Annotated in this window: 20 protein-coding genes and 3 rRNA genes; 15 read left to right on the forward strand and 8 right to left on the reverse strand. The window is 66.3% G+C overall.

The genetic code is table 11. The features are described from left to right. Positions 1-408: 408 nt before the first annotated feature. From K2224_RS35290 to rrf, 6 genes are all read left to right on the forward strand, one after another. A complete protein-coding gene (locus K2224_RS35290) occupies positions 409-648 on the forward strand; it encodes a transposase (RefSeq protein WP_221911193.1) in 240 nt (79 codons plus the stop codon). 160 nt (positions 649-808) lie between these two features. Next, entirely contained in the window at positions 809-1090 is a 282-nt protein-coding gene (locus tag K2224_RS35295; RefSeq protein ID WP_221911194.1) for a hypothetical protein, read from the forward strand. Positions 1091-1093: 3 nt separating this feature from the next. Continuing rightward, positions 1094-1306 (forward strand): site-specific integrase, encoded by a 213-nt coding sequence (locus K2224_RS35300; protein ID WP_313904837.1) that lies wholly within the window; start codon positions 1094-1096, stop codon positions 1304-1306. Positions 1307-2629: 1323 nt separating this feature from the next. After that, positions 2630-4158 (forward strand): 16S ribosomal RNA (locus tag K2224_RS35305). 301 nt (positions 4159-4459) lie between these two features. Further along, positions 4460-7581: ribosomal RNA gene (locus K2224_RS35310) — 23S ribosomal RNA — on the forward strand. A gap of 71 nt (positions 7582-7652) precedes the next feature. Then, a 5S ribosomal RNA gene (gene rrf, locus K2224_RS35315) occupies positions 7653-7769 on the forward strand. The 16S, 23S and 5S rRNA genes sit together here, the layout of an rRNA operon. A 109-nt stretch (positions 7770-7878) precedes the next feature. On the opposite strand, the gene K2224_RS41125 is transcribed toward rrf, so the two are convergent. From K2224_RS41125 to K2224_RS35350, 7 genes are all read right to left on the reverse strand, one after another. Next, the gene (locus K2224_RS41125; protein WP_260693663.1) at positions 7879-8949 is read right to left on the reverse strand and encodes a hypothetical protein; all 1071 of its coding nucleotides are present in this window, start codon (positions 8947-8949) and stop codon (positions 7879-7881) included. Then, positions 8946-10934 (reverse strand): hypothetical protein, encoded by a 1989-nt coding sequence (locus K2224_RS35325; RefSeq protein ID WP_221911195.1) that lies wholly within the window; start codon positions 10932-10934, stop codon positions 8946-8948. Before K2224_RS35325 ends, K2224_RS41125 begins: the two co-directional genes overlap by 4 nt. Further along, positions 10931-11686, reverse strand: a complete 756-nt coding sequence (locus K2224_RS35330; RefSeq protein ID WP_221911196.1) for a toll/interleukin-1 receptor domain-containing protein — start codon at positions 11684-11686, stop codon at positions 10931-10933. Before K2224_RS35330 ends, K2224_RS35325 begins: the two co-directional genes overlap by 4 nt. A 12-nt stretch (positions 11687-11698) precedes the next feature. After that, the gene (locus K2224_RS35335; protein WP_221911197.1) at positions 11699-12988 is read right to left on the reverse strand and encodes a helix-turn-helix domain-containing protein; all 1290 of its coding nucleotides are present in this window, start codon (positions 12986-12988) and stop codon (positions 11699-11701) included. A 458-nt stretch (positions 12989-13446) separates the two neighbouring features. After that, a complete protein-coding gene (locus K2224_RS35340; protein WP_221911198.1) occupies positions 13447-14499 on the reverse strand; it encodes a type III polyketide synthase in 1053 nt (350 codons plus the stop codon). Between the two features lie 262 nt (positions 14500-14761). After that, positions 14762-15973, reverse strand: a complete 1212-nt coding sequence (locus tag K2224_RS35345) for a cytochrome P450 (protein ID WP_221911199.1) — start codon at positions 15971-15973, stop codon at positions 14762-14764. Positions 15974-17183: 1210 nt separating this feature from the next. After that, positions 17184-17717, reverse strand: a complete 534-nt coding sequence (locus K2224_RS35350) for a hypothetical protein (protein WP_221911200.1) — start codon at positions 17715-17717, stop codon at positions 17184-17186. A gap of 431 nt (positions 17718-18148) precedes the next feature. Between K2224_RS35350 and K2224_RS35355 the strand changes: the two genes are divergently transcribed. Beyond that, complete coding sequence (locus tag K2224_RS35355) at positions 18149-18352, forward strand: hypothetical protein (protein WP_221911201.1); 204 nt, start codon at positions 18149-18151, stop codon at positions 18350-18352. A gap of 39 nt (positions 18353-18391) precedes the next feature. Here K2224_RS35355 and K2224_RS35360 read toward each other — a convergent pair whose 3' ends face one another. After that, entirely contained in the window at positions 18392-19018 is a 627-nt protein-coding gene (locus tag K2224_RS35360; protein WP_221911202.1) for a TetR/AcrR family transcriptional regulator, read from the reverse strand. A gap of 152 nt (positions 19019-19170) precedes the next feature. Here K2224_RS35360 and K2224_RS35365 point away from each other — a divergent pair, with 152 nt between their 5' ends. From K2224_RS35365 to K2224_RS35400, 8 genes are all read left to right on the forward strand, one after another. Next, on the forward strand, positions 19171-19626 hold the full coding sequence (locus K2224_RS35365) for a MarR family winged helix-turn-helix transcriptional regulator (RefSeq protein WP_221911203.1): 456 nt from the start codon (positions 19171-19173) through the stop codon (positions 19624-19626). After that, positions 19623-20642, forward strand: coding sequence for an ATP-binding cassette domain-containing protein (locus K2224_RS35370; RefSeq protein ID WP_221911204.1), 1020 nt, complete (start codon positions 19623-19625; stop codon positions 20640-20642). Before K2224_RS35365 ends, K2224_RS35370 begins: the two co-directional genes overlap by 4 nt. After that, positions 20602-21465: an ABC transporter permease gene (locus tag K2224_RS35375; protein WP_221911205.1), complete on the forward strand. Its 864-nt coding sequence runs from the start codon at positions 20602-20604 to the stop codon at positions 21463-21465. Before K2224_RS35370 ends, K2224_RS35375 begins: the two co-directional genes overlap by 41 nt. Before the next feature lie 737 nt (positions 21466-22202). After that, positions 22203-22592 (forward strand): cell division protein SepF, encoded by a 390-nt coding sequence (locus tag K2224_RS35380; protein WP_221911206.1) that lies wholly within the window; start codon positions 22203-22205, stop codon positions 22590-22592. Positions 22593-22647: 55 nt separating this feature from the next. After that, a complete protein-coding gene (locus K2224_RS35385) occupies positions 22648-24087 on the forward strand; it encodes a biotin transporter BioY (RefSeq protein WP_221911207.1) in 1440 nt (479 codons plus the stop codon). Further along, positions 24084-24440, forward strand: a complete 357-nt coding sequence (locus K2224_RS35390) for a nucleotide pyrophosphohydrolase (RefSeq protein WP_221911208.1) — start codon at positions 24084-24086, stop codon at positions 24438-24440. The genes K2224_RS35385 and K2224_RS35390 overlap by 4 nt, the downstream gene beginning before the upstream one ends. Before the next feature lie 546 nt (positions 24441-24986). Beyond that, positions 24987-25442: a DUF6099 family protein gene (locus K2224_RS35395; protein WP_221912152.1), complete on the forward strand. Its 456-nt coding sequence runs from the start codon at positions 24987-24989 to the stop codon at positions 25440-25442. Between the two features lie 581 nt (positions 25443-26023). After that, the gene (locus K2224_RS35400; RefSeq protein WP_221911209.1) at positions 26024-26947 is read left to right on the forward strand and encodes an LLM class F420-dependent oxidoreductase; all 924 of its coding nucleotides are present in this window, start codon (positions 26024-26026) and stop codon (positions 26945-26947) included. Positions 26948-26953 lie beyond the last annotated feature (6 nt).

Consider the following 26953-nt stretch of genomic DNA (forward strand, 5'->3'; position numbering starts at 1 on the left):
TGGCATGCGCCGGTAGGTGGAGGGGTGCCCGAGGTGGCCCCGGGTATAGGTGGTACGACAGGCGATGGTGCATACCGAAGTCGACCCTTCAGCCTCGAAAAAGTTGCACGGCCTCATGAGGGAATGAGCGACTCTGTCTGGGGATCTTGGGGTCTCCGCTGGTGACGCGTGTTCACCGGGCACTCTTGAAGTGTTCTGCTTGTCGCTGTTCTCGTCGAGGTGCTCGATGTCCGTACGTCCCTGTTCTGCAGCGCAGATTGCGCCGATGACCGTGCGGGTGGCGCAAGCAGCCACCCCCGAGGTACGACAGCTATGTGGGTGCGCGACCGGCTTGATGGCCTGTGGCGCGATGAGGACTTCGCCGCCTGGTGTCCCCGCGGCGGGCGACCAGGGCTACCGCCCGAACAGTTGGCCACCGTCTGCGTGCTGGCGTTCCCACTGTCCGACCGGCAGGCCGCCGAGGCGGTGCGCTGCCGCCTCGACTTCAAGTACGCCCTGGCTCTGGAGCTAGACGATCCGGGCTTCCACCACAGTGTGCTGGGCGACGGCCGCGATCGGCTCGCTCAGGACGGCCATGCCGACCAGATGCTCGACCTTGCTCTGGGACGCCTGGCGGGGGCCGAGCTGGTCAAGCAGCGGGGGCGGTAGCGCACCGACTTCACCCATGTCCTGGTCGCTGACCGGGAACTGACACGCCTGGAACTGGTGCTGGAAGCGGTCCGGGCTGTATTAGGAACTCGCCGTGACTGTCACTGAGTTGCTCGAGCCGTTGGTTACGGCCGAGTGGGCCGAACCTTACGGGCGCCCGGTGAGCCTGTGTTCCCAACCCCGTCATCCGGTCTCCCGGCTCACCCAGGCCGGCGGCGACGCGCGGGCTCTGCTCGCCACGGTCGCCACCGACGCGCCCAACCGGATCGCAGTACCCGCGCTTGAGGCGCTGCGGCAGATCCTGGTGCAGCAGTTGACCGTCGCCGTCCGCGGCAGGTTGCGGCCACGCACCGGCAAGGACGGCTTCCCGCCCGGCTCTTTACAGATCCGCTCGCCCTACGACCTGGACACCTGTGCCACCTTCGATGACATGGAAGGGTAGCGACTGCTCGTTCCGCACTACACGCCGCACTCCATGCGTCACACGTGTGCTTCGTGGCTTGTCCAGAAGGGGGTGTCGCTCTACGAGGTCCAGCACCTCCTGGGCCACGAGAGCTTTCAGACCACGCAGCGCTACGCACACCGTCAGCCGGACGCGCGCAAAGCCGTCCTCGACGCCTGGCAGCGCATGGAGACCCTCTTGGCCATTGCTTCGTAGCGGAGACGCCGGCTTCGTCATGGTTGGGGGTGACGTACTGGCCGCGGTCACAGCGCTCCGTGGCCTTGATCCTTCGGCCGTCGGAGAGGGCAATGCGTGACGCTCATTTGACGCTCACGCCCCGAGAATCCACCGCTCAGATGCCAAAGAAGCCTCCTGACCTGCGGTTTCTAGACCGGCATGGATTCGTACATGTTTCCGATGACCCATCACGTGGAGTGCGTGGTGATCCTGGAGCGGGCGACAAAGAACTCCTGAACTGCGAGTTCTCTGGATTGCGGTGGTGCGGCCGGCGTGCTCGACCCGTTTCCCGGACTTCACCACGTGGAGCGAGTCGCAGGCTCACATAACGCTCGCTCGCTCGGCCGGCCGTCGAGCCCACGTCGTCGAAGCTCCTGGCCGGCGCCCGCTGTCCCGATCTCGGTGGTTGCCCATGCACGGTTGCGGCGCACGGAGGGCCGGATCGTGCTGGAGGGCGGCCATGCGGATCACGCCCAAGGCGCCGATGACGTAGAAGGCATCCGCCCGCCCGCCCGCTGGACCGAAAGACGACCCGTCGTTGGTGTGTCCGGTGGCGCCCTCGTGTGCACCGCCGTTGCGGCGGCGACGGCCTGGCGGTCCGGGTTGGCTCAGACCACCGCGGACGTGCCCCCAATTCGTGCCGCACCCATAGGATCGTGTAAGTTCTACGAGTTGCCCCGGAGCCGACAGGCCCCACGGCAGCCATCCCGCCACTTCGTGGCACGCCACTACTGCACGACCCTCACCGGGAACAATTTCGGCATGCCGAAATTCGGACCGGGACTCGATTATGAGTCACCGAGGAATTGAGCTAAAGTGGTGACCCCGACAGGGAATCAGAATCGAATTCGAATCGGAAACGGATCGAAATCGGACCTGATAGAGTCGGAAAGGCCGAAAAGCGAAAGCGAAACGGTCGCCCCGCTCCGGCAGGGGGCCAGAGACGGAAACGGATCTGGTAAGGTCGGAACCGCGAGAAAGCCGAAAGGCCGGATCGCACCGGCGGAAATCAGGGCCGAAAGGGTCTGATAGAGTCGGAGACGCAAGACCGAAGGGAAGCGCCCGGAGGAAGCCCGCGAGGGCAGGCCGAAGGAAGCGTCCGTTCCTTGAGAACTCAACAGCGTGCCAAAAGTCAACGCCAGATATGTTGATACCCCGTCTCCAACATCATGTTGGGGCGAGGTTCCTTTGAAAGTCCTTCCAAAGCTTTGGGAGGCGCACAGCGAGGACGCTGTGAACCGCGGGGATTATTCCTCCTTGTGGTTCCGCTCTCGTGGTGTTCGCCCCGATTACGGGGAAGCATTCACGGAGAGTTTGATCCTGGCTCAGGACGAACGCTGGCGGCGTGCTTAACACATGCAAGTCGAACGATGAACCGGCTTCGGTCGGGGATTAGTGGCGAACGGGTGAGTAACACGTGGGCAATCTGCCCTTCACTCTGGGACAAGCCCTGGAAACGGGGTCTAATACCGGATATGACACACGGAGGCATCTTCTGTGTGTGGAAAGCTCCGGCGGTGAAGGATGAGCCCGCGGCCTATCAGCTTGTTGGTGAGGTAATGGCTCACCAAGGCGACGACGGGTAGCCGGCCTGAGAGGGCGACCGGCCACACTGGGACTGAGACACGGCCCAGACTCCTACGGGAGGCAGCAGTGGGGAATATTGCACAATGGGCGAAAGCCTGATGCAGCGACGCCGCGTGAGGGATGACGGCCTTCGGGTTGTAAACCTCTTTCAGCAGGGAAGAAGCGAGAGTGACGGTACCTGCAGAAGAAGCGCCGGCTAACTACGTGCCAGCAGCCGCGGTAATACGTAGGGCGCGAGCGTTGTCCGGAATTATTGGGCGTAAAGAGCTCGTAGGCGGCTTGTCGCGTCGGATGTGAAAGCCCGGGGCTTAACTCCGGGTCTGCATTCGATACGGGCAGGCTAGAGTTCGGTAGGGGAGATCGGAATTCCTGGTGTAGCGGTGAAATGCGCAGATATCAGGAGGAACACCGGTGGCGAAGGCGGATCTCTGGGCCGATACTGACGCTGAGGAGCGAAAGCGTGGGGAGCGAACAGGATTAGATACCCTGGTAGTCCACGCCGTAAACGTTGGGAACTAGGTGTGGGCGACATTCCACGTCGTCCGTGCCGCAGCTAACGCATTAAGTTCCCCGCCTGGGGAGTACGGCCGCAAGGCTAAAACTCAAAGGAATTGACGGGGGCCCGCACAAGCAGCGGAGCATGTGGCTTAATTCGACGCAACGCGAAGAACCTTACCAAGGCTTGACATACACCGGAAAACTCTGGAGACAGGGTCCCCCTTGTGGTCGGTGTACAGGTGGTGCATGGCTGTCGTCAGCTCGTGTCGTGAGATGTTGGGTTAAGTCCCGCAACGAGCGCAACCCTTGTTCTGTGTTGCCAGCATGCCTTTCGGGGTGATGGGGACTCACAGGAGACTGCCGGGGTCAACTCGGAGGAAGGTGGGGACGACGTCAAGTCATCATGCCCCTTATGTCTTGGGCTGCACACGTGCTACAATGGCCGGTACAATGAGCTGCGATACCGTGAGGTGGAGCGAATCTCAAAAAGCCGGTCTCAGTTCGGATTGGGGTCTGCAACTCGACCCCATGAAGTCGGAGTTGCTAGTAATCGCAGATCAGCATTGCTGCGGTGAATACGTTCCCGGGCCTTGTACACACCGCCCGTCACGTCACGAAAGTCGGTAACACCCGAAGCCGGTGGCCCAACCCCTTGTGGGAGGGAATCGTCGAAGGTGGGACTGGCGATTGGGACGAAGTCGTAACAAGGTAGCCGTACCGGAAGGTGCGGCTGGATCACCTCCTTTCTAAGGAGCATCTAGGCAGTCGCAAGATTGTCCAGAGCCACTACGTCGGCGAATGTTCGACGGTGGTTAGCTCATGGGTGGAACGTTGACTATTCGGCCTGTTCAGGTCATGGCTCGTTAGTACTGCTTCGGCGTGGAACACGGGACTGTGGTTTGGGTTGGTCGGGCGCGCTGTTGGGTGTCTGAGGGTGCGAGCGTTGCTTGCCCTTCGAACGCCGGCCCCAGTGAACTCAGCCTTCGGGTTGGGGTGGTGGGTGGCTGGTCGTTGCTTGAGAACTGCACAGTGGACGCGAGCATCTGTGGCCAAGTTTTTAAGGGCGCACGGTGGATGCCTTGGCACCAGGAACCGATGAAGGACGTGGGAGGCCGCGATAGGCCCCGGGGAGCTGTCAACCGAGCTTTGATCCGGGGGTGTCCGAATGGGGAAACCCGGCAGTCGTCATGGGCTGTCACCCGCTGCTGAACACATAGGCAGTGTGGAGGGAACGCGGGGAAGTGAAACATCTCAGTACCCGCAGGAAGAGAAAACAACCGTGATTCCGGGAGTAGTGGCGAGCGAAACTGGATGAGGCCAAACCGTATTGGTGTGATACCCGGCAGGGGTTGCCAGTGCGGGGTTGTGGGATCTCTTTTCTGCAGTCTGCCGGCTGTGGGACGAGTCAGAAACCGTTGATGTAGGCGAAGGACATGCGAAAGGTCCGGCGCAGAGGGTAAGACCCCCGTAGCTGAAACATCAGCGGCTCGTTTGAGAGACACCCAAGTAGCACGGGGCCCGAGAAATCCCGTGTGAATCTGGCGGGACCACCCGTTAAGCCTAAATATTCCCTGGTGACCGATAGCGGATAGTACCGTGAGGGAATGGTGAAAAGTACCGCGGGAGCGGAGTGAAATAGTACCTGAAACCGTGTGCCTACAAGCCGTGGGAGCGTCGCTGGTGAGTTTTCTCATCAGTCGTGACTGCGTGCCTTTTGAAGAATGAGCCTGCGAGTTAGCGGTGTGTAGCGAGGTTAACCCGTGTGGGGAAGCCGTAGCGAAAGCGAGTCCGAAGAGGGCGTTTGAGTTGCACGCTCTAGACCCGAAGCGGAGTGATCTAGCCATGGGCAGGTTGAAGCGGAGGTAAGACTTCGTGGAGGACCGAACCCACCAGGGTTGAAAACCTGGGGGATGACCTGTGGTTAGGGGTGAAAGGCCAATCAAACTCCGTGATAGCTGGTTCTCCCCGAAATGCATTTAGGTGCAGCGTCGTGTGTTTCTTGCCGGAGGTAGAGCACTGGATAGGCGATGGGCCCTACCGGGTTACTGACCTTAGCCAAACTCCGAATGCCGGTAAGTGAGAGCGCGGCAGTGAGACTGTGGGGGATAAGCTCCATGGTCGAGAGGGAAACAGCCCAGAGCATCGACTAAGGCCCCTAAGCGTGTGCTAAGTGGGAAAGGATGTGGAGTCGCAGAGACAACCAGGAGGTTGGCTTAGAAGCAGCCACCCTTGAAAGAGTGCGTAATAGCTCACTGGTCAAGTGATTCCGCGCCGACAATGTAGCGGGGCTCAAGTACACCGCCGAAGTCGTGTCATTGCAGCATGAGGGCTAACGCCTGTTGTGATGGGTAGGGGAGCGTCGTGTGCCGGGTGAAGCAGCCGTGGAAGCGAGTTGTGGACGGTTCACGAGTGAGAATGCAGGCATGAGTAGCGATACAAGAGTGGGAAACTCTTGCGCCGATTGACTAAGGGTTCCTGGGTCAAGCTGATCTGCCCAGGGTAAGTCGGGACCTAAGGCGAGGCCGACAGGCGTAGTCGATGGACAACCGGTTGATATTCCGGTACCCGCTTTGAAGCGCCCAGTACTGAATCAGGCGATGCTAAGTCCGTGAAGCCGCCCTGATCTCTTCGGAGTTGAGGGGAGTGGTGGAGCCGACGGACCAGACTTGTAGTAGGTAAGCGATGGGGTGACGCAGGAAGGTAGTCCAGCCCGGGCGGTGGTTGTCCCGGGGTAAGGGTGTAGGCCGTGTGATAGGCAAATCCGTCGCACGTTAAGGCTGAGACCTGATGCCGAGCCGATTGTGGTGAAGTGGATGATCCTATGCTGTCGAGAAAAGCCTCTAGTGAGTTTCAAGGCGGCCCGTACCCTAAACCGACTCAGGTGGTCAGGTAGAGAATACCGAGGCGTTCGGGTGAACTATGGTTAAGGAACTCGGCAAAATGCCCCCGTAACTTCGGGAGAAGGGGGGCCATTTCTGGTGAGGGAACTTGCTTCCTGAGCTGGGGGTGGCCGCAGAGACCAGCGAGAAGCGACTGTTTACTAAAAACACAGGTCCGTGCGAAGCCGTAAGGCGATGTATACGGACTGACGCCTGCCCGGTGCTGGAACGTTAAGGGGACCGGTTAGTCAATCTTCGGGTTGGCGAAGCTGAGAACTTAAGCGCCAGTAAACGGCGGTGGTAACTATAACCATCCTAAGGTAGCGAAATTCCTTGTCGGGTAAGTTCCGACCTGCACGAATGGCGTAACGACTTCTCGACTGTCTCAACCATAGGCCCGGTGAAATTGCATTACGAGTAAAGATGCTCGTTTCGCGCAGCAGGACGGAAAGACCCCGGGACCTTTACTATAGCTTGATATTGGTGTTCGGTTCGGCTTGTGTAGGATAGGTGGGAGACTGTGAAGCGCCAACGCCAGTTGGTGTGGAGTCGTTGTTGAAATACCACTCTGGTCGTGCTGGATGTCTAACCTGGGTCCGTGATCCGGATCAGGGACAGTGTCTGGTGGGTAGTTTAACTGGGGCGGTTGCCTCCTAAAGGGTAACGGAGGCGCCCAAAGGTTCCCTCAGCCTGGTTGGTAATCAGGTGTTGAGTGTAAGTGCACAAGGGAGCTTGACTGTGAGACTGACGGGTCGAGCAGGTACGAAAGTAGGGACTAGTGATCCGGCGGTGGCTTGTGGAAGCGCCGTCGCTCAACGGATAAAAGGTACCCCGGGGATAACAGGCTGATCTTCCCCAAGAGTCCATATCGACGGGATGGTTTGGCACCTCGATGTCGGCTCGTCGCATCCTGGGGCTGGAGTCGGTCCCAAGGGTTGGGCTGTTCGCCCATTAAAGCGGTACGCGAGCTGGGTTTAGAACGTCGTGAGACAGTTCGGTCCCTATCCGCTGTGCGCGTAGGAGTCTTGAGAAGGGCTGTCCCTAGTACGAGAGGACCGGGACGGACGGACCTCTGGTGTGCCAGTTGTTCTGCCAAGGGCATGGCTGGTTGGCTACGTTCGGAAAGGATAACCGCTGAAAGCATCTAAGCGGGAAGCCTGCTTCGAGATGAGGGCTCCCTCCCACTTGATGGGGTAAGGCTCCCAGTAGACGACTGGGTTGATAGGCCAGATATGGAAGCATCGTAAGGTGTGGAGTTGACTGGTACTAATAGGCCGAGGGCTTGTCCTCAGTTGCTCGCGTCCACTGTGTTGGTTCTGAAGCCACGAACAGACCAACGGTTGTTCTGAGTTTCATAGTGTTTCGGTGGTTTTAGCGTTAGGGAAACGCCCGGTTACATTCCGAACCCGGAAGCTAAGCCTTTCAGCGCCGATGGTACTGCAGGGGGGACCCTGTGGGAGAGTAGGACGCCGCCGAACAAGTTTTGATTAAGCCTCGTTCCCCGAGTTTCGACTCGGGGAACGAGGCTTTTTTGCGTTGTGCTTCCGTGTGCTGGTACGGGCCGGAGCACCTGGCCCCCCGGGAGAACTAAGGCTCATCGGGCGCGTCGGTGGCGGGGTCGGGGCCCTCGCCATTGTCCGGAGTGAAGGTCGCCGGCGGATCGAATCGATGCAGCAGGTCTTCGGCCGTCTCATGGCGGTTCTGCTGCTTGATGACGTCGGAGATCTGTTTCGCCAGCATCGTCCGCCGAACGTCTCCCTCGGCGAAGCCCATGGCGTCGAAGAAGCCGGAGAGGTGATCTGCGGCCGTCTGCGGTCGAGGGGCGGGCATGGGGCCCTCCTCCAGGAATTCCGCGGCGGCGGGTTCGGCGGGTTGCAGCACGAGGTTCTGCAGACGCTCAGGAATGTCGGTGTCGTTGGCCGCGGATGCGAGCTGCGCCAGCAGCGCGAGGTCCGCAACCGTCTTTTCCACCTGCTCGTCGTTCTTGGCGAGCCACCAGACCACGGCGCTGCCGGTGTCCTTCAGCACGTCCTCTCCCAAGTACTGGCGCCTGCTCTGCTCGTACTTGCGCTGGTGCTCCCAGACCGCCTTTTCCTTCCGCACCTTGGCGAGTCTGTCCAAACGCTCCTGGTCCTGCTCGAGCAGGGTGAGGCTGACGTTTTCCGCCATCGCCTGGAGATGTCCCGTCGGCTCTGGCCGCATATGGCTGAGGACACCGCTGAGTTCATGCTGGACGAACGACGCCCGGCCCGGTTCCCGTTTCTCGGTGAGGGCGCGGGCGCGGTTCAGGATTGCTTCGACGGCGAGTCCCGCCGGATTGAGGACGGCGGCGTTATCGGGCGATTCGACGAGGTACCACCGGACGGTCGCCGAGAAGACGAAGTTGTAGTCGTCCCAGAGGCTGGGTAACGCCACCTGGCGGACGCGGTGTTCGGTGCGTTCCACGGGGGAGGCCGTGAGCTGTTCGGTGAAGCTGACCGGCACGGAGCCGCGGCGCAGCGAGGCGATCCGGAAGGCCGCCGCGGGAACGGCGAGCAGGCACACCGCCAGTACCGGCCACGACCATACGGGCCAGCGCTGGGCGATGCCGAGGATGGCCAGCAGCAGGCCACCCAGGACGGTGAGGAAGACGGTCGTCGTCTTTCGTGCGGTCGTCACGGTCGAGTCCCCCTGTCCGAGGCGGTCGATGGGCCGGCCGGGCCGAGGCCCTGGGCCGCGCAGATCTTGTCGAGGAGCAGTTCGGTGGTTTCGGCGGAGCGCGTGGCGTCTCCCGGAGCAGTGCGCTCGGCTGCGCGGGCGCTCGCGTACAAGGCGGCGAATACCGCGCCTCTCTCCTCGCACCGCTCGGCGGCGCCGACCAGAAGATCGAGCAGAAGCTCACCGCGGTGTCCGGTCTCGTCGGCCGCCCGGTGGAGCCAACGTTCCACGCCGGGCTGCCACGTCGCCCGCGGCAGCTCGGCCAGGACCGCATGCCAGCACGCGGTCAGGGCGAGCTGCACGCCGGATTCCTCCACCAGCGCGCGTGCGGCGTCGGTGGAGTCGGTCAGCAGCACCGGATCGCAGACGCGCAGGAAGATGCCGAGGACGGGCGGCGCGAGGTCGGATCGTGCGAGGCGGTCGAGCAGCCTCCGGTGCAGCCGGCGGCTGCCGGCCACCAGGTCGCGGAGCGCTTGCCCGGCGCGTGTGGTGTGGCGCTCGCGCCGGGCCAGATGGTACAGCCTGAGCAGGGCCTGGTCGGGATGGCTGACCGCGAGGACGTCGACGCAGACCTGGACGAGTACCTGCGCGAACTCTCCCCTGAGGCGCCGGTAGGCGCACCACTGGTAGATCCGCTCGCGGAAGAGTCGGCCGTGATCCGGATCGTTGAGACCACAGGTGAGCGCCTGGACAGCGGCCTCGAGCCGCGCCCGGCTCGCCGTCGCGGTACTCCACCCTTCGGCGAGTGACGCCAGGCCGTCCCCGCTCCCGGTGCGCAGGTATTGGCCGGCTATGCGCGTCACCAGTTCGTCGCGGACGACAGGGGTGAGGTGCGGGTCGGGCACGTCCACCACGCTCGTGGCCCAGGTGCCGAGGTGGGCTCGTAGATCAGGCATGTGGTCCCAGAAATGTGCGCGGACTGCGGAGTCGTGGTCCAGCTCCGTGAACCGCACGTGCCCGCCCGGCCCGGCCTCGGCGGAGATTTCCGCGAGGCGCTGGGCGAGGTCCTTGTGCTCGAGCAGCGGCGGGCCTTCCGGCGGAGAGCCGAGCGTGCGCAACAGGAGCCGGGTCGCGCAGTGGATGACGTCGGCGTGGGCACCATGGAGCATGGCGAGGGTGACCAGCAGTGCCCGCTGGGGAGCCCCGGGCAGGTCGGCGACTTGCGTTGCGACCTCCTTCCGCCGGTCGTTGCGTGCTTTTCGGGCCCTCGCGCACCACTGCGCGAACCCTTCGTCCGGTGGAGCCGCCTCGCGGGCGCGGCGCACGAGGTCGGCGAAGCCCGCGATCTCCCGCATCGGCCTTTCCGAGTCCAGGAATTCGGTGACGGTGACGTCGCGTTGCATGTGGTGCTCGTACGGAATGCCGTGGACGCGGAGGTGCCGCCAGAAGACGCGTTTGCCCGAGGGGCGCTGGATTTCGACGCGGTAGTGCTCGAGGTCGGCGTCGAGGGGGCCGTGGTGCGGCATGACCACCACTAGGTGCGCGTGCTGTTCATGGACGGCCTTGCGGAGAGTGGAGAGGCCCGTCCGTGCCGCGGACCACCGGGCGTCGTCGGCAGCGGAGAGATCGAGGAGCAGCTGGTCACCGTGCTCGACCAGAGCCGGCTCCCGAAGGGGCAGCTCGTCCTCCTCGTCCGGCAGCAGCTCGTGGAAGGCTCCGTGGTCCTGGTGGTACTCGTACAGGAGCACGCGGGCCGCGGCTGTTCGACCGCTGCCCGGGGGGCCGTCCAGAATGACGGTACCGGTGTCGGCGAGAACGGAGCGGGCCCTGCCCATGTTGGAAGGTGCGACCAACATGCGTCGCAACCAGTTGAGTTGGTCCTCGGCGATGCGGCGGAAGGACGGCTTGTCCGAGTCCTGTAACTGGGCGCCGATGTAGATGTGGCCGGAGCCTGTGTGGGTGAACCCCTGTGGGTTCTCGACGCGTGTGCTGCTGTACTGGTTCACCGGCCGCCGTCCTCGCGGGGATCCGGCGCACGGAACTGATGCTGGACGCCGCCGTGGTTGTCTCCCTCGAAGTACGTCATCCCGTGGCCCGAGAAGTGCCGGCCGCCCGAGTCATGACGGGAGTTCTGGTAGATGTCGCCGTGTCCGGTGTGGACGGGCCCGTGGGAGTCCTTGACCACGGTGCCGCCGACGTCTCCGGTGAAGTCGCGGCCCTGTACGACTGTTCCGCCGACGTCCCCGATCGAGTTCGTCACGGCTTCCGACTCGGGCGACGCGCCATCGGTCCGGGTCAGGTCGCGCAGGCCGGGGACCATCTCGGCCACCAGATCGCCGATGCGCCGGAGACCCGTCTCGACGTCGTGGGTGTCGAAGGGAACGGATTGGAGGTCGGCGAGCAGAGCAATTTCGGGCGGTAGGTCCGCCCGGCTCAGCCGGTTCGTCTTCCGGCCGTCCAATACGGGAACGACCGGAAGCCCACAGGCGAACGCCTCCTCGATCTCCTTGCGCACCCAGTCCTCCGGGTCATGCAGCCGGTGCTGGAAGTTCGTCCAGTCCGGCCCCACGACGGCCAGGAAGAGGGAGCTGCGTCGAAGTGCGGTCAGCAGGCTCTCGGGGTAGGCCGCCCCAGGGGCGATGGACTTCGACGCACGGAAGATGGATTTCCGACCGAAGCGACGTGACAACTCCTGATCGATCAGCGCGGCGGTCTTCTCCCCGTCGCCGGTGCGGTAGTTGAGGAAAACCTCGTCCATGGGAACTCTCCCTCAGGAAGTGGGCAAGCGTGACAACGTGCCGAGCCGTGGGCCGAGGCGGCGCACCGCCGGGTGGTCCGCGTGGCGGGCCAGAACCCTGGCCAGGCGTCGGAGGTCGGTTGTGACGGTGGCTGAACGCACCGCGGCCACGCCGTCGAGCAGCGAAGCCGTCAGCACACAGGCATGGTCGATCTCGCCGGCGGTGGCATGGGCGAGCGCACGGCGCACGCCGTACCGCACCCGCGTGCGCACGGCGTCCGGGGCGACCAGGCCGAGTTGCCGGTCCAACTCCTCGCTCGCCCGCTGTGGTCGGCCGAGATCGACCAGGCACCAGCCGGTGACCATGCCGACCGAGTCCGGGAGGTGCATGGTGCCTATCACCGGTTCGCCGGAACCGTCCTCTTGACGGGCGAGGAGGTCACGAGCGCGGTCCAGAGCGCGCAGACAGGCATCGAGGTCGCCCGCGAGCGCATGGCCCTGAGCCTCGCGTTGCGCGGCCAGTCCGCGGATCCGCGGTGGCAGCGAGCCGTTCTGAGCGCGACGGGCCAGCGCCACCGTCTGCCCGGCGTCCTCCCGGTAGAGCGTGACCAGGGCTCGGCGGACCAGCGCGTAGCCGGCCAGTGCCTGGTCGCCGCCGGCTGCCGCGAGATCCACCGCGCGCTGCGTCCACCACAGTGCCGCCCGGTCGTCCCCGGTCTCCTGTACCAGCCAGCCGACGTACTCGGCATACCGGGAACCGAGTGCCAGGAGCTGCCGACGGGTGCCGGTGTCGGCCTGGGCCGACAGTTCCCGCAGGGTGTGTGTCTGGGCGATCAGGACGGGCAGGAGCAGACCCGGTTCCACGGTCTGGCCGAGTCTCCGATAGTGCGCGAACAGCGAGCGGGACGCTTCGAGCATGCCGGCTCCCGCAGCCGGGGCAACGGGTCCCGTGCCGTTCGACCGCCATGTCATCAGCGAAGCGAGGCCGGCACCCATCACCTCCCGCCGCCCGATGGGCTGGAACCGGTTCGGGCCGTCCGGCGACAACTGCATGATCCATTCCTCCTCTCCGAGTTGCCCCGGCCCGGGCCGGGCAGGTGCGTCGGCAGGGGCCTTCACGGCCAGCGCGATCAGTGCCCCGTCGGCACCGAGGACGGCATCGCACAGCCGGACGAGGTCGCCGCTGGGCGACTTGATACCTCGCTCGACTTTGCTCAACTGCGCTTTGCTGTAATGCACGGCGCCGGACAGGGCCGTGAGGCTCAGCCCCGCTTCCAGACGCCGTTTTCTCAGTTCCTCGCCGAACTCGACGGACGACGGCACAAAAACCCCCAAAGCTCGTCTGCCCGGGCGAGTTGACGCCGCACCAAGAGAGTGCGGCACCCCGCCCCGAACGGACAAGGCGATCGATGCTGTTTCCCGTTTCCTTCTCCGGCGCCGCGGCACGGCATTCGCGGAGGCCGGAAAGTGCACCGGCCACAGCCCCGGACAAGCCGTGCCGTATGGGCGATTCTTTGCAACTGCGGACTGCTGGGCGAAGGTCGCCATCGGTCGGGTGCGGCAGCCTTCGGCGGCTGCGGCGCGTCAGCCCGGTCGCTCGATCGCCGTTCTCGGGTCGGCATGGCCGGCTTGCCTGCCCGGCGGCCCGATCGGCCGGTTCCGGCGCTTTGTCCGGGGCGGTGGCGCGACGTCCCGCTTCATGCGCAGTTGCATGTGCGCGCACGCCTGACGGGCCGTCCGGAGACGGCCCGTCAGGTACTGCTGCTCCCGCTCCTCCTCCGTCAGTTGGCCGACGACCACGTCCCCAGTGCCATTTCGGCGGTGATGCCGGGGCCGAAGCCGGCCAGCAGGCCGCGCTGTCCTTCCTCGGCCGACGCCTCGTCGAACATGCGGGCCAGGGCGTCGAGCACCACCGCGCTGGCGATGTTGCCGTACTCGGTCAGCGTCGCCCGGCTGAACCGGAACGCCTCGTGAGGTACGCCCAGGAAGCGACTGAGGTCGTCGAGGATGCGCGGGCCGCCCGCGTGGACGATGTAGAAGTCCAGGTTGCCGGCGTCCCATTGGTGCTCTTCCGCGAGGGAGCGGAGCGCCGGTGCGAGCGGCTCCATCGTGCCCGGGACCCGCTTGTCGAGCTGGAAGTGGAATCCCGTGGAACGCACCGCGTAGGAGATCCAGTCCTCCGTGTGCGGTATCAGGTACGAGGCGTTGCGCTCCAGATGGACGCCCCTGCCGCCCTTGCCGCGCATCACGGCCGCCGCCACCGCGTCCCCGAACAGGCCGTTGGACAGCAGCGATCCGACTCCCACGTCCTCGGGCTGGTAGCACAGCGAGCAGAACTCGCAGGCGACGATGAGGACGTTGGCGTCCGGGTATGCCTGGCAGAAGTCATGCGCGCGATTGATCGCGGCACCGCCCGCGGCGCACCCGAGTTGGGCTATCGGAACCTGCCGGGTGTCCGACCGGAACCCCATGTGGTTGATGAGCCACGCCGTCAGCGACGGCATCATGAAGCCGGTGCACGACACGTAGATGATCAGGTCGATCTCGCGTGGCTCCAGCTCCGCCTCGTCGAGGGCCTTGCGCACCACGTCGGGGACGCGTGCCTTGGACTCCTCTTCGTAGATAGCGCTGCGGGCGTCGAACCCCGGGTGTTCCAGCACCTTGTCGATCGGCTGGATCAGATGCCGTCGTACGACGCCCGTATGCTCGATCAGTCGCAGCACGAGATTCAGCTGTGCGTGGTCGGCGTGCAGCTGTCGTGCCAGTTCGAGGGTGTCGTCCCTGGTGATGATGTATTCAGGGACCGCGATTGCCGGCTTGCACAAAACGGCCATCGATGCACTCCTTGCAGACTGTGGTCCGCTCAGTGCTGAATTCGCTCTGCATTTCGCGTCGTTGCTCTTCCGTTGTCGACCGGTGGAATCTCCGGCGATTCCGTCGGTCTGATGACACACAGACCCTGGAAGGACGCGAGCGGGCCATCCGTCGAAGAATGAACTCTCCCCGTGCAGATGGGTCGTTATTAGACCGTACGCCAGGGGAGTGAGTTCCGCATTCCGCCGGTCGGGGCCGCGGATTCACCGCGGCCCCGCGGACTCACCACACCACCGGCAGAGCCACCGGGTAACGCCAGATCGCTGTCGTGTTCCAACGAACTTCCTCGGCCGGCTTCGCCAGCCTCAGTTCGGGGAACCGCTTGAGCAGGGTGCTGAGCGCCACCTGCATCTCCGTGAGGGCCAGAGGTGCGCCCAGGCAGTGGTGCGCGCCCCAGCCGAACGTCATGTGGCCCGTGGGCTCACGCGTGAGGTCCAGCTCGTCCGGCCGCTCGAACTTCCGGCTGTCCCGGTTGGCCGTCAGATACGAGACGTGCACGATGTCACCGGCTCGGATCGTCACCCCGCTCAGCTCGACGTCCTCCAGCGCGACGCGTGGGATGCCGACTCCCTTGCGGAACGGGATGAACCGCAGCATCTCCTCCATCGCCTGTGGCAGCGCCTCGGGGTTCTCGCGCAGCATCGCCAGGTCCTTGGGCCGGGTCAGCAGCGTGTACGAGAGGTTGCCGATCTCGTAGGTGGTGGTGTCCTGGCCGGTGATGAGGAGCACCATCGCCATGACGGTCAACTCCTTCGCGTCCAGGACCTCGTCCCCGACGCGGGCCGTGGCCAGCGCGCTGATCAGGTCGTCGCCCGGGTCCCGCCGGCGCCGTGCGGTCAGCTCTGCGAAGTACTCCCGCATCTCGGCCTTGGCGCGGATGGCGTTTTCCTTGTTGTCGAGGCTGACGTTCATCATCGTCCGGGCGTGGCCGCGCAGCTGCGCGCGCTCGTCCTCCGGGATGTCCAGCACCTCGCAGATGGTCGTGAGCGGTAGCGGCGACGCGAGGTTCTCCATGAGGTCGCCGGGCGCCCCGTCCTCCAGCATCCGGTCCAGCAACTCGTCCACGACGTGCTGCGTACGGGCCCGCATGCGCTCGACCTGCTTCGGGGCGAACGCCTTGGACACCAGGCTCCGCAGCCGGCTGCTCGCGGGCGGGTCCATGACGTTGATCGCCTCGTCCTGAACGATCGGTTCCGGCGTCATCCGCGGAAAGTCCCGCCCGACGATCGCGTGCCGGCTGAACCGCCGGTCGGTCGTCACCGTTCGCACGTCGTCGTACCGCGTGACCAGCCACGCCCAGCCCTCTCCATAGGGCAGCCGAATACGTGCGACCGGTTCTTCGGTCATGATTTGCCTGAGCGTCGGATCGAACTCCAGCGCCTCGGCGTAATCGAATGGGCAGTTCCAGACGGTGCTGTCGGTTTCCTGTGCCATTCCGAACTCCCGGAGTGAGAAGGACGGGGTGGGTGGGGGTGGGGGATGGGTGGGGGTGTTTTTCGTTGGAGAGTTGAATTGCTGCGAGCGCTGAGCGAATTGCCGCCCGCGGACGCGGGCGGCCGGTAGACACGCATGCCCTCGCTATTCGGCCAGAAAGGCGCTATTCATCCCGGTTATCGTACGCAGCCGATTGCCGCAGCGCGCTCACCATCCGCGTTCGGAACCGGCGACTGCGATCCTCCTCGGCCCTGCTTTGCCGGTTACTTACCGGGCGCTGTACGGCCGGCTGGCGGCGAGAGGGTCGCTACGCCGAATGGGTGAGGGATGGGGGTTGGTTCGTCGTGGGTGGGCTGTGGGTGGAGTGCCGAACGGTGCTGTCCCGATCTGTGGAGCACTCGAATTTCTGGAGTTCTCGCCTGGTCGTTGTCTGAATAAGGTGACCCGCCCGGGCCGGGCTCGCTCCGGAGACGGAGTGGAGCGCGATGACCCGGTCGCGGAGCGTTTCCGGTGGCTGGCGACCTCCGGGGTGGCGGTTGAGCGTGATGAGCCGGCCGGGCTCACGGGAGGTGCGCGGGAGGGGCGATTCACGATGGCTTGGTCGGCGACCGCCGGATGCGGCCTGTAGTCCGCGCCGGCGTCGGCCTCGGCCTCGGGCTCGTCCAGGATCTACTCAACGCTGTCACCGCGGGCGCCCCTCCGTTGCCCGGATCTGCTGGCAGGGCTCGCCGATGCGCACGCATGGGGGCCGACAAGGTGACGGCGGCAGTGGCGGACGGTCACCGGACATCCGGCGTCTCAGGTGTTGCCGGGCGCCGATGGTCGAGCGCCTTTGGGCCGCCCGCCGCTGGGCCGTCCGCCTGGAGGAGCTGCGGCCCGTCCGCGGCGATATTCAGGAGCAGACGGCCGAGTCACGAGAGGTCGCGGCGCCCAAGCTGGTAGCCATTGCACCCGTACTGCACTCGATCTCCGCCGTGCTCCGACTGGGTGCGGACGGTTCCGTGCGTCGGGAGCCGCCGAGCACAGGGTGGCGGCGCCTCGCATCACTGGCGCTCGCCGCCGCGTTCGAGGACCAACAGGCCAAGACCCGGCCGCGCCGGCGCTGCCTCAAGACCTATGCGTGCGTACCGGGCACGCGGGCGGGCCCAGAGCGCCTGACCTCAGGCAGGGACGGGATACGTGCAAGTCCCGTGGTCCGCCCGTATAACGCTCACTCCATCTGGTGTGCGTCCCGGGCCGTGTCCACGAACTGCTCCAGCCTCTTCCAGAAAGTGTTGTAGGCGGCGTTGAACTGCTCCTGGCAGTCCGTGCCATCGGCCAGGCCCGCCCTCAGGGCCTCGTAGAAGGGGCCAGTCGCCTTCTGCAGGGCGAGCGCCGAGGCTGCGGCTGAGGGTGGGCCTTCCAACTCCACGACCCGCGCGCAGCGGCGGATCTTCGCGTACTCCGCCACCTCTCGGTCGAGCAGCCCATCGAGCCTGGCGGTCCGTGTGTCCGACGCCGACTCCCGTAGCTCTGCGGAGATCTCCCAGTACAACTCCCCAATGCGGTGGGTCTGTTCGATCAGATCGAGATAGGCGGCGCGCCTGCTCTCCCGCAGCCGTTCCGCGCGTTGCGACCGTGCTGCCGTCTCGGCCTGGATCTTGGCGGCCTGCGTACTGCCTCGACTGGTCACCCAGCTGGCCAGTACCGCCGTGCCACCGGTCAGCGCCGCGATTGCCAGAGTCCACACCGTACTGTCGCCCACGCGGCGCCACGATACCCATCGCGTGCCCCACGGTCGGCCGCGCCGGCGACCTCGGCACCGCCCCGTACACCATCAGGTCCCCCGTCATCGTGCGTCCCCCCATCTCCTCGGTTTCTGGTGCCTGTATGTGCGCTTCTGCTTGCCCGGCTCCTCGGACTGCCGTTACCGGCCCCTTGGGCCTCCTTCTCTTCTTGTTTTCCCTGCCTGGCCGCCGCCTTTCGCTTCCTGACTGAACTGTCCCCGCGTCCGCCCGCGTCCACCCCCTCACCAACCCTGATCCGTCCCTGAGTCGCCCCTGCCTCGAACCCGAACGTCATCCCCGACGACGCCCCCGACCCGTACCCGACGCCATCCCGTGTCCCCCAGGCACTCACCCGAACTCCCAGCCAGAGAACGGTGTGTGGCGCCCGGACAGTCCGTGGAGTCCCGCCATGGCAGCGCTGAGCGATGTGGCAACCGGCGCCACCACCGGCACCTACGCCGCAGAGATGATCGAGAACATGGTGGAGAACCGCCCGTATCTCGTGATCGCTTCCGGCGTTGCCTTCGCCCGTTCTTCGCTCGCTGTGATCGGGGCCGCGGTGGACTGGCCGGAACGGGATAGGCGGGGCTCCTGTGACGTCAGTCGACGGTGAGGCTGCCGCCGGCCGCAGCTTGAGTGCCTCCAGCGCCTGCTACGTCGGCAGCGCAGTCTCCGGCCCTCGTGGCCGGCCCATCGGCCCCTTGCGGAAGACGCTCAGCGCCTGGTCCACGGCCTCGGTCAGGTACTCCCGGTCCGCCGCCTTCTCCATCACCCGCAAACCCTGGGTGAAGGTGACGAGAAACCGCGCCACACGCTTCACATCCGTGCCGGGTGCGAGCTCCCCGTTGGCGCGGGCCTGCAGCAGCAGGGCGGAGTAGGCGTCCTCCATCCCCCGGAGCGCGGCGCGCAGCCGCGTGGTGGCCTCGGGGTCGCCGGGAACGCGTTCCATCAGCCCATGGGTGACCAGGCAGCCGTTGCGCTCCGAATCCGTCAGCGCGGCGTCCACATAAGACAGCAGGAAGGCTCGAAGCGCGGGCAGCGCCGGACCGCCACCGGCCAGCTCGGTCTCCGCCTTGGCCCTCTCGTCCGCGCCGTAGCGCTCCAGGGCCTTCAAATAGAGGTCGTGCTTGGAGCCAAAAGCAGCGTACATACTGGAGCGGTTGATCCCCAGCGCGTCCACGAGGTCCTGTACGGACGTGCCCTCGTACCCCCGGCGACGGAACGTCTCCATCGCCGCCCGGAGCGCCGTCTCCGGATCGAACTCCTTGGGCCTGGCCATGGAGCGCCATGCTACCCGCCCGTCTGCGCAGCACTCCGTGGCCGGACTGTCGGCCCGGCCGTGGGTCCGTCCCTCGGAGCCGCCCGATTCCTCACCCTGCCTTTACCTTTCGCCGCCCTGCCATGCCTCTCACTCAGAGCTAAAGTCGATATATGGCCAATCGGGACTTCCCCGACGAGCTGGCCGACGTACTAGCCGGTATCCAGCGGCTGATTCGCCGGCGGCTCCGCCCCGGCCTGCCGTCCCCTCGCCTGCGCGGTGCGGAGGTCGAACTGCTGCGGCTGGTCGCCGCGCGGCCCGGCATCCGTGTCTCCGCCGCCGCGCGAGAGCTCTACCTGGCGGGCAACTCGGTCTCCACCCTGGTCAACCGGCTCAGCCGGGCCGGTTACCTGTCCCGGGAGATCGACCCCGCCGACCGACGTTCCGCCCAGCTCTTCCCCACTCAGGAGGCCCGGACCCGGCTGCACCACTGGGAGACGCGCCGCAGCGCCCTCGTACGCCAAGAGGTCGCATGCCTCTCGGAGGCCGAACGGACAGCCTTGGAAGCCGCCCTTCCGGCGCTGCGCCGGCTCGCCCACAACCTGCACCAGCAGACGGAGGGACCATGACCAGCGAAGACCCAGGCCGACCGGTACCGGTGACCACCCCCGGTGAGTCCCTGCATGCCGCTGCCGCACCGACCAACGGCACGGTGGACCCGGCACCGGAGCGAGCCCCTGCACCGGGCGGCCCGCCGGCTTCCGGCCCGACTCCAGGGTCTGATGCCCTCACCTGCCATGCCCTTCGCTACGCCTTCGGCGACACCCGGGCGGTCGACGGAGTGGACCTGGCCGTCCGCCCCGGCGAGGTCTTCGGCCTGCTCGGGCCCAACGGCGCGGGCAAGACCACCGCCATCCGCTGCATCACCACCCTCCTGCCCGTCCCCACGGGCATGGTCCGAGTCTTCGGCCATGACGCTGCGCGAGAACAGATGGCCGTCCGGCGACTCCTCGGCTATGTGCCGCAGCAACTGTCCGCCGACGCCGGCCTGACCGGCCGGGAGAACGTCGCGCTCTTCGCCAGGGTCTTCGACGTCCCCCGCCGCGAGCGCGCCGCCCGCGTCACCCAGGCACTGCAGGCCGTCGGCCTCACGGATGCCGCCAACCGACTCGCCAACACGTACTCCGGCGGCATGATCCGCCGCCTCGAACTCGCCCAGGCCCTGGTCAGCGCGCCCCGCCTGCTGATGCTCGACGAACCGACCATCGGCCTCGACCCGATTGCCCGCACCACGGTCTGGGAGCACATCAACACCGTCCGCGCCGCCACCGGCATGACCGTCCTCGTCACCACCCACTACATGGACGAGGCGGAGCAGTACTGCGACCGCGTCGCCCTGATGCACCGCGGCCGGATACGCGCGCTCGGTACGCCCGGCGAACTTCGCTCGGCCCTGCGCGCCCGTCGCGCACACGCCGCGCGCACCACGACGACCGCGTCCACGGCCCTCACTTCTCCGTCGCCCGACACGGAGCCGACGCTGGAGGACGTCTTCCGGGACGTCGCCGGCACCGGCCTCGACGAGCAGTCAGGAGGCTTCCGCGATGTCCGAAGCACCCGCCGCACCGCAGCCCGGGTCGGTTGAGAACGCCGCTGCCGCCCACCACTTGGACCTGCTGCTCAGCCCACCGCGCGCCCGCACCGGCTGGCGGGTGCTGCCCGCCAGAGTCGTCGCGATGTGCGTGGTCGAGCTGCAGAAACTCCGCCATGACCGCACCGAGCTCTACACCCGCGCCGTCCAACCCGCCCTCTGGCTGGTGGTCTTCGGTGAGACCTTCACCCGTATCAAGGCCATTCCCACTGGTGGTACCCCCTATATCGACTATCTGGCGCCCGGAATCATCGCCCAGTCCGCCATGTTCATCGCGATCTTCTACGGCATCATGATCATCTGGGAGCGGGACGCCGGGATCCTCACCAAACTGCTGGTCACCCCAACCCCACGGTCCGCCCTGATCGCCGGCAAGGCGTTCGCGGCCGGCGTCAAGGCGCTGCTCCAAGCCGTGGTGGTGATCGTCATCGCCGCCCTGCTCGGTGTGGCCATGACCTGGAATCCATTGCGCCTGCTGGGCGTGGCCGTCGCCGTGGTCCTCGGCTCCGCTTTCTTCTCCTGTCTGTCGATCTCGATCGCCGGCATCGTGCTGACCCGTGACCGCCTCATGGGCATCGGCCAGGCCATCACCATGCCGCTCTTCTTCGCCTCCAACGCCCTCTACCCCGTGGCCGTGATGCCCGGCTGGCTACAGGCCATCAGCAAGATCAACCCCCTCAGCTATCAAGTCGACGCCCTCCGCGGACTGCTCCTGGGCACCGCCTCACACCTGGCCCTCGACTTCCTCGTCCTCACCGCCGCCGCGGTCGCCGGTATCACCGTCGCCTCCTCACTCCTCGGTCGACTGGCCCGCTGAACCCGCCGACCGCAACGCCCCTTCGAACGATCTGACACACCGCGCGCGGACGACCTGACGCACCTCGCGCCCGGCGGATCCGAGTTCGCCTGCAGCCACCCTCGACGGGCACTCTCCGCACTCATGCACCCACCGTACGAGACCGCACTGACAATGCCTCCGACCAGCGGAAACGCCTGAACTGCCGCCTCGGTCGCGGTGTTCACGCCGAGCGAGGGGCGGTATCGAGGGCTGCTGCGTCGGCCCGTCGACGCGATGGTGGGACGGGTGCGTGCGCCACGCGCCTCATGCCCGCGCCGGCGCACGGGACTTGCCGCTTCTCGGGTGGGCGGGGCGTGGGCCTCCCGGCTCTGCCGTCCCTCGGCGCAGCCCGCGGCCGTGACAAACGCCACGTCATCCGTCATGACAGTGCGCGCTGCGTATCCGTCCGTGGGCCAGGAGCAGCTCACGAGCGGACGGCGTCGCCGGCTCGCCCGAAGGTGAACCCCCGTCAGGCAGTTGGCCATAGCGGCCCGGGAGTCCGGTCGCGCCTTCGCCGCAAGAGAGGATGAACAGGCATACAGAAACTCGACCGGGTGGATCTGTCCAGGTGTCTGCACTGGTCAGAGCTATGAGGCAGGATGGGAGCGGCTGCGGCGCCGCGGGTGTCGCAGTCGGCGAGGTTTGTGGGTTTATCTCTAGAATCGTGCGATGCATATACCGCAGAAAGCCAGCGCTCCTCTGGGTGAGGTGATTCGGTGAACGGCCCCGATGCCACCGACGAGCAGTGGGAAGGGCTCGCCGAAGTAGTACCGCTACGCGGCGGCAGAGAATGGCCCTCCTGGCCCGACCACCGCGCGCTCCCCGACGACGAACCGACGGAGGAGACACGGCGGTTCATCGTCATCCGCGTCCAAACTTTCGGGGACGCCCGGGAAGTGGCCGAGTACCTCATGGCGCAGCTGCCGGTCCTGCTGGACCTCAGTAGCGCGGACACCGATGTCGCCAAGCGCATCCTGGACTTCGCCAGCGGCGTCGTCTTCGGCCTCGGCAGCGGCATGCATCGCGTGGACACCAATGTGTTCCTGCTGGCGCCGGTCGGCACCGAGGTTGCGGAGCCGGCGGCGGGCGCCGTCCCCCGTTCGTAGGAAGAGCGGTTGGGCGTAACGGTTCTCCGTGTGCGCGACTGCATAGCGTCCCCACATGGATACCGGCAGTGTGCGTCCGGCCGTCATCGAATTACGGCTGTCCGCCTTCAAGACCCATCGCGGCGTCAACTTGCCGCTCGGCCCGTTGACGCTGCTCAGCGGTGACAGCGGAAGCGGCAAGTCCAGTGTGTTGCAGGCGTACGAGATCCTTGCCCGGCTCGGCAGCGGGGACTCTCTGGAGCGAGCCGTGGGGGTGGTGGCGGGTGGGGCCTCCGCCTGCGTACCGGCCGATGCGCGCCCGGATGAGCAGGGGCGGCGCGGCTTCCGCATCGGCTGTACGGTCGACGGCCCGGTTGGTCCCGTCGACCTCGATCTCGCAGTACAGGCCGAACCCGAACTCCGCATCGTCGGTGAGCGGTTGACGGGATGCGGGGAGACGCTGCTCACCACCGCTCTCACCGATCCCACCCGATCCGCTGTCCAGGCCGCCTGGCACACCGCGGGAGCCACCCCGGTGACCCGTGCGCCACTGCCCGACGACCGGTTGGCCACCTCCCTCCTCCCGTTGCGGGTCGCGGGCAAGACGGAGGGGCAGCGCCTTGTCCTGGCCGCCGCGGAACAAGTCGTGGTCGCGCTGCGTTCAGCCTTTGTGTGCGATCCCCGGCCGGAGGTCATGCGGGGACAGGCGGCGGGTGGCGCCGGGGGCGACGACAGCACGGCGGGCGGCGCGTCCGGTGGAGGCGCGGGGCGTGGCAACGGTGCGCGTGGTGGCGGCCGAGGCGGCGGTTCGGGCCGCTCGGGGAAGGGCGGGGGAGCTGCGGGGGCCGGCAGGGCGACCGGTACGCGCGGACGCAAGAGCGTCCGGAACGGGGGTGAGGCCAGCGGTTGGGGCCAGGACGACGAACGCGACGAGGGGCGACTGAGGTCGTCCTGCGACAACCTTTCCGCTGTGCTGGAGCGCACCAGCCGCGAATGCTCCCGACGGCACGCCGTCCTGGTGGCAGCCGTCCGGGAGGCGTGCGCCGGGCCTGTCGAGGGTCTGCGTGCGGTTCCCCGGCAGCCGGATGCGGCGACAGCAGGGGAGGCCATGGACGGAGGCGGAGGCGGAGGCGTCGGTGGCGCGGTGCCGGACGGTCGGGCGACGTCGGGCCCGCAGGCCCCGCGAACGGTTCTCGACCGCGGCTCCATGGGCGAGATGCCCGTCGAACTGCTCGGCGACGGTGAGCTGCGGTTCCTCGCGCTGGCGCTGGTGCTCCTGACCGGGCCCGGTGTGCTCGCCATGGACCCGGCCGGGGAGATTCCGTCGGCGTTGCAGCAGATGACGGTGATGGCGGACGGCATGGACCGCTGTATGGACGGCCGTCAGGCCCGGGAACTGGTCTCGCTGGCCGTACGGATGGCCGAACGCGGACATGTCCGGCTGCTGGGCACCGTGCGGGACCCGTCGGTCGCCGAGGGGCTGCCCGACGTACAGGTGCTACACCTAGGGGTATGAGTGAGGATCTTCATGCCCTGCAGCGACGCCTGGCCGACTTCGCGGCTGCCCGCGACTGGCAGCAGTACCACACCCCCAAGAACCTGGCCGCGGCGCTGAGTGTCGAGGCCGCGGAACTGGTCGAGATCTTCCAGTGGTTGACCCCGGAGGAGTCGGCCAAGGTGATGGCCGACCCCAAGTCGGCCGGCCGGGTGGAGGACGAGGTCGCGGACGTTCTGGCGTATCTGCTCCAGTTCTGCCAGGCACTGGGGATCGACCCGCTCGGCGCGCTCGCCGCGAAGATCGAGCGCAACGAGTCGAGGTTCCCGGCGGTCCGGCAGGCGCCGCCGGACCGGCCGCGGGACGGCGAGTGACGGTCGGGCAGGGAGCGCCGGGCGTCGTCCGGGGGACTGAAGCCGGTGGGGCGGAGGTGGGAGCCTTCGCCCCACCGGCCTTTTCGTGTCGGGCCGAGGGGGCGCGTTCCGGTGGCTGCTGTGCGCCGGCTCGGGCGTCGACTCGGCCATGGCTGTGGCTGTCGTTGTCGGCGCCGTTCTCGATGTCACTGTCACCGCCGTTGCGCGGGGGGCGGAGTGGTGCATGCGGCTTGAGCGGTGTGCCGAATGACGGGGATCGCAGTGATTGGTGTGTCGAAAGAGCCTTGAGCGCCGTATGTGGTGCCATTCATGCTAGGTGGCGGCTGGGGGTGCAGTGACGCATGAGGGAACCATGAGGGCCGGAAGTGCTGCCGCGACCGTTCCGAATCCGCCTCTTGTCACTCTGTGGAGTCATGGATCTTTCCACAGCGCCTTGGTTGTCCACAGATTTGCGAATTCCTCTGGCGTTTTTGGCTGTTGACCCTCACTCTGGGTAGTGGAAGGAGAGCGGGGTGAGCGCGTATGACGAAGGAAGGAGGGATACAGATGGACGCGGTGCGGATCATCGTGGACGGTCGGCGCGGTCTGGCGCAGGCGAACACGGTTCACGACGTGCTCGTCGAGGCGTGGCAGGCGCAGGCCCTGGCGGAGGCGATAGGCAGTCATCTCGCGATATTCGGTCCGTACGAAGTGCGGTCCAGAGCCCGAGGGTTGGGCGACACGAGCGGGCGGTTCAGCGGGGGACTGCTGTGCTCGACAGCGACCACCGGCGGACTGCGGGCGGCTCAACTGACCGAGATACGTGATGTCAAGGCGGCTTTAATCGGCCTGTGCCAGCTGCTCCGAGATGTGTGTGAGGCACTGGTGGGAGTGGTGATCTCGGCCGAAGAGGAGGGGATGTACTGGACCTGCGTGGAGGCGATGGACACCGCGGACGAGTCCAGGGACCACGTCGTCGGAATACTGGAGAAACTGGAGGTACGCGACCGGCACCTTGCCTGACGGAGGGCGGGCCGCCACCCGACCTGCCCTCTGTCACCCTCGTCGGCCCGGCTGCCACCCCATGCCGGCCGATCATCTCAACCGGCTTGCTCGGGCAGAGGCACGCCACCACTTGTGCCCCTGGCCCGTCATGCTCAGGGCTGGTACCCGTCTGTGCCGCTTCCGCCCGTAGTTCCTCTTCTTCCTTCCTCGCTTCGTTCGTCTTCGGCACCGTTTCCTCGGCTCGCCGGTGAGCGGTTGACGTGTGTCCCCGCAGTCGTCCACACGCGAGAAGCCTGGCCGCCAGGCCCCGGTCGGCGCCATGGGCTCAGCCACTTGCCTGCTCTGGCCGAGCGCACGCGCTCGCTTCCCCCGCCCCCTGACGGCGCCCCGCCGCTCCGACTACACACCTCCCGTACGAGAGGCACTGCCAGCACGATGCAGTCCGAGCGTGACGTCCCCCAGCGCTACGCACCCAGCACCACGCATCCCGCGGCGACATGGTTCGCGCGCAACGTACGACGCATATGCCGGAACGAGAACGCCCCGTGTGGCGGCAGGCCCCGGCGATTGATTCGCCCGGGGCCGTGCAGGATGGAGGTATGGATCTACGCATCTTCACCGAGCCCCAGCAAGGGGCTTCCTACGACACCCTTCTGAAGGTCGCCAAGGCCACCGAGGATCTCAGGTTCGACGCCTTCTTCCGCTCCGATCACTACCTGCGGATGGGGAACGCCGACGGGCTGCCCGGACCGACGGATGCCTGGATCACGCTGGCCGGCCTGGCCCGCGAGACCGAGCGCATCCGCCTCGGCACCCTCATGACGGCCGGCACCTTCCGTCTGCCGGGCGTGCTGGCCATCCAGGTCGCCCAGGTAGACCAGATGTCCGGCGGGCGGGTCGAACTCGGCCTCGGCGCAGGGTGGTTCGAGGAGGAGCACAAGGCGTACGGCATTCCGTTCCCCAAGGAGAAGTTCGCGCGCCTGGAGGAGCAGCTGGCGATCGTCACCGGCCTGTGGGCCACGGAGGTGGGAAAGGAGTTCTCATACGACGGGAGGTACTACCAGCTGGAGAAGTCGCCCGCACTGCCCAAGCCCGCCCAGGGCAAGGTTCCGGTGCTGATCGGGGGACACGGTGCGACGCGCACTCCGCAGCTGGCGGCGCGGTACGCCGATGAGTTCAACATTCCCTTCGCCTCGCTCGAAGACAGTGAGCGCCAGTTCGGACGGGTGCGGGCGGCCGCCGAAGCCGCTGGGCGCAAGGGTGGCGACCTGGTGTACTCCAACGCGTTGGTCGCCTGTGTGGGCAGGACCGATGCCGAGGTGGCGCGGCGGGCCGCGGCCATCGGTCGCGAGGTGGACGAACTCAAGGCCAACGGCCTGGCGGGCTCGCCGGCGGAGGTCGTGGACAAGCTCGGCCGGTACTCCGCCATCGGCTCGTCCCGGGCCTACCTGCAGATTCTGGATCTCGAAGATCTGGATCACCTGGAGTTGATCTCGGCACAGGTCCAGTCGCAGCTGGGTTGAGTTGTT

Source organism: Streptomyces sp. BHT-5-2 (genome assembly GCF_019774615.1).
Taxonomy (GTDB): domain Bacteria; phylum Actinomycetota; class Actinomycetes; order Streptomycetales; family Streptomycetaceae; genus Streptomyces.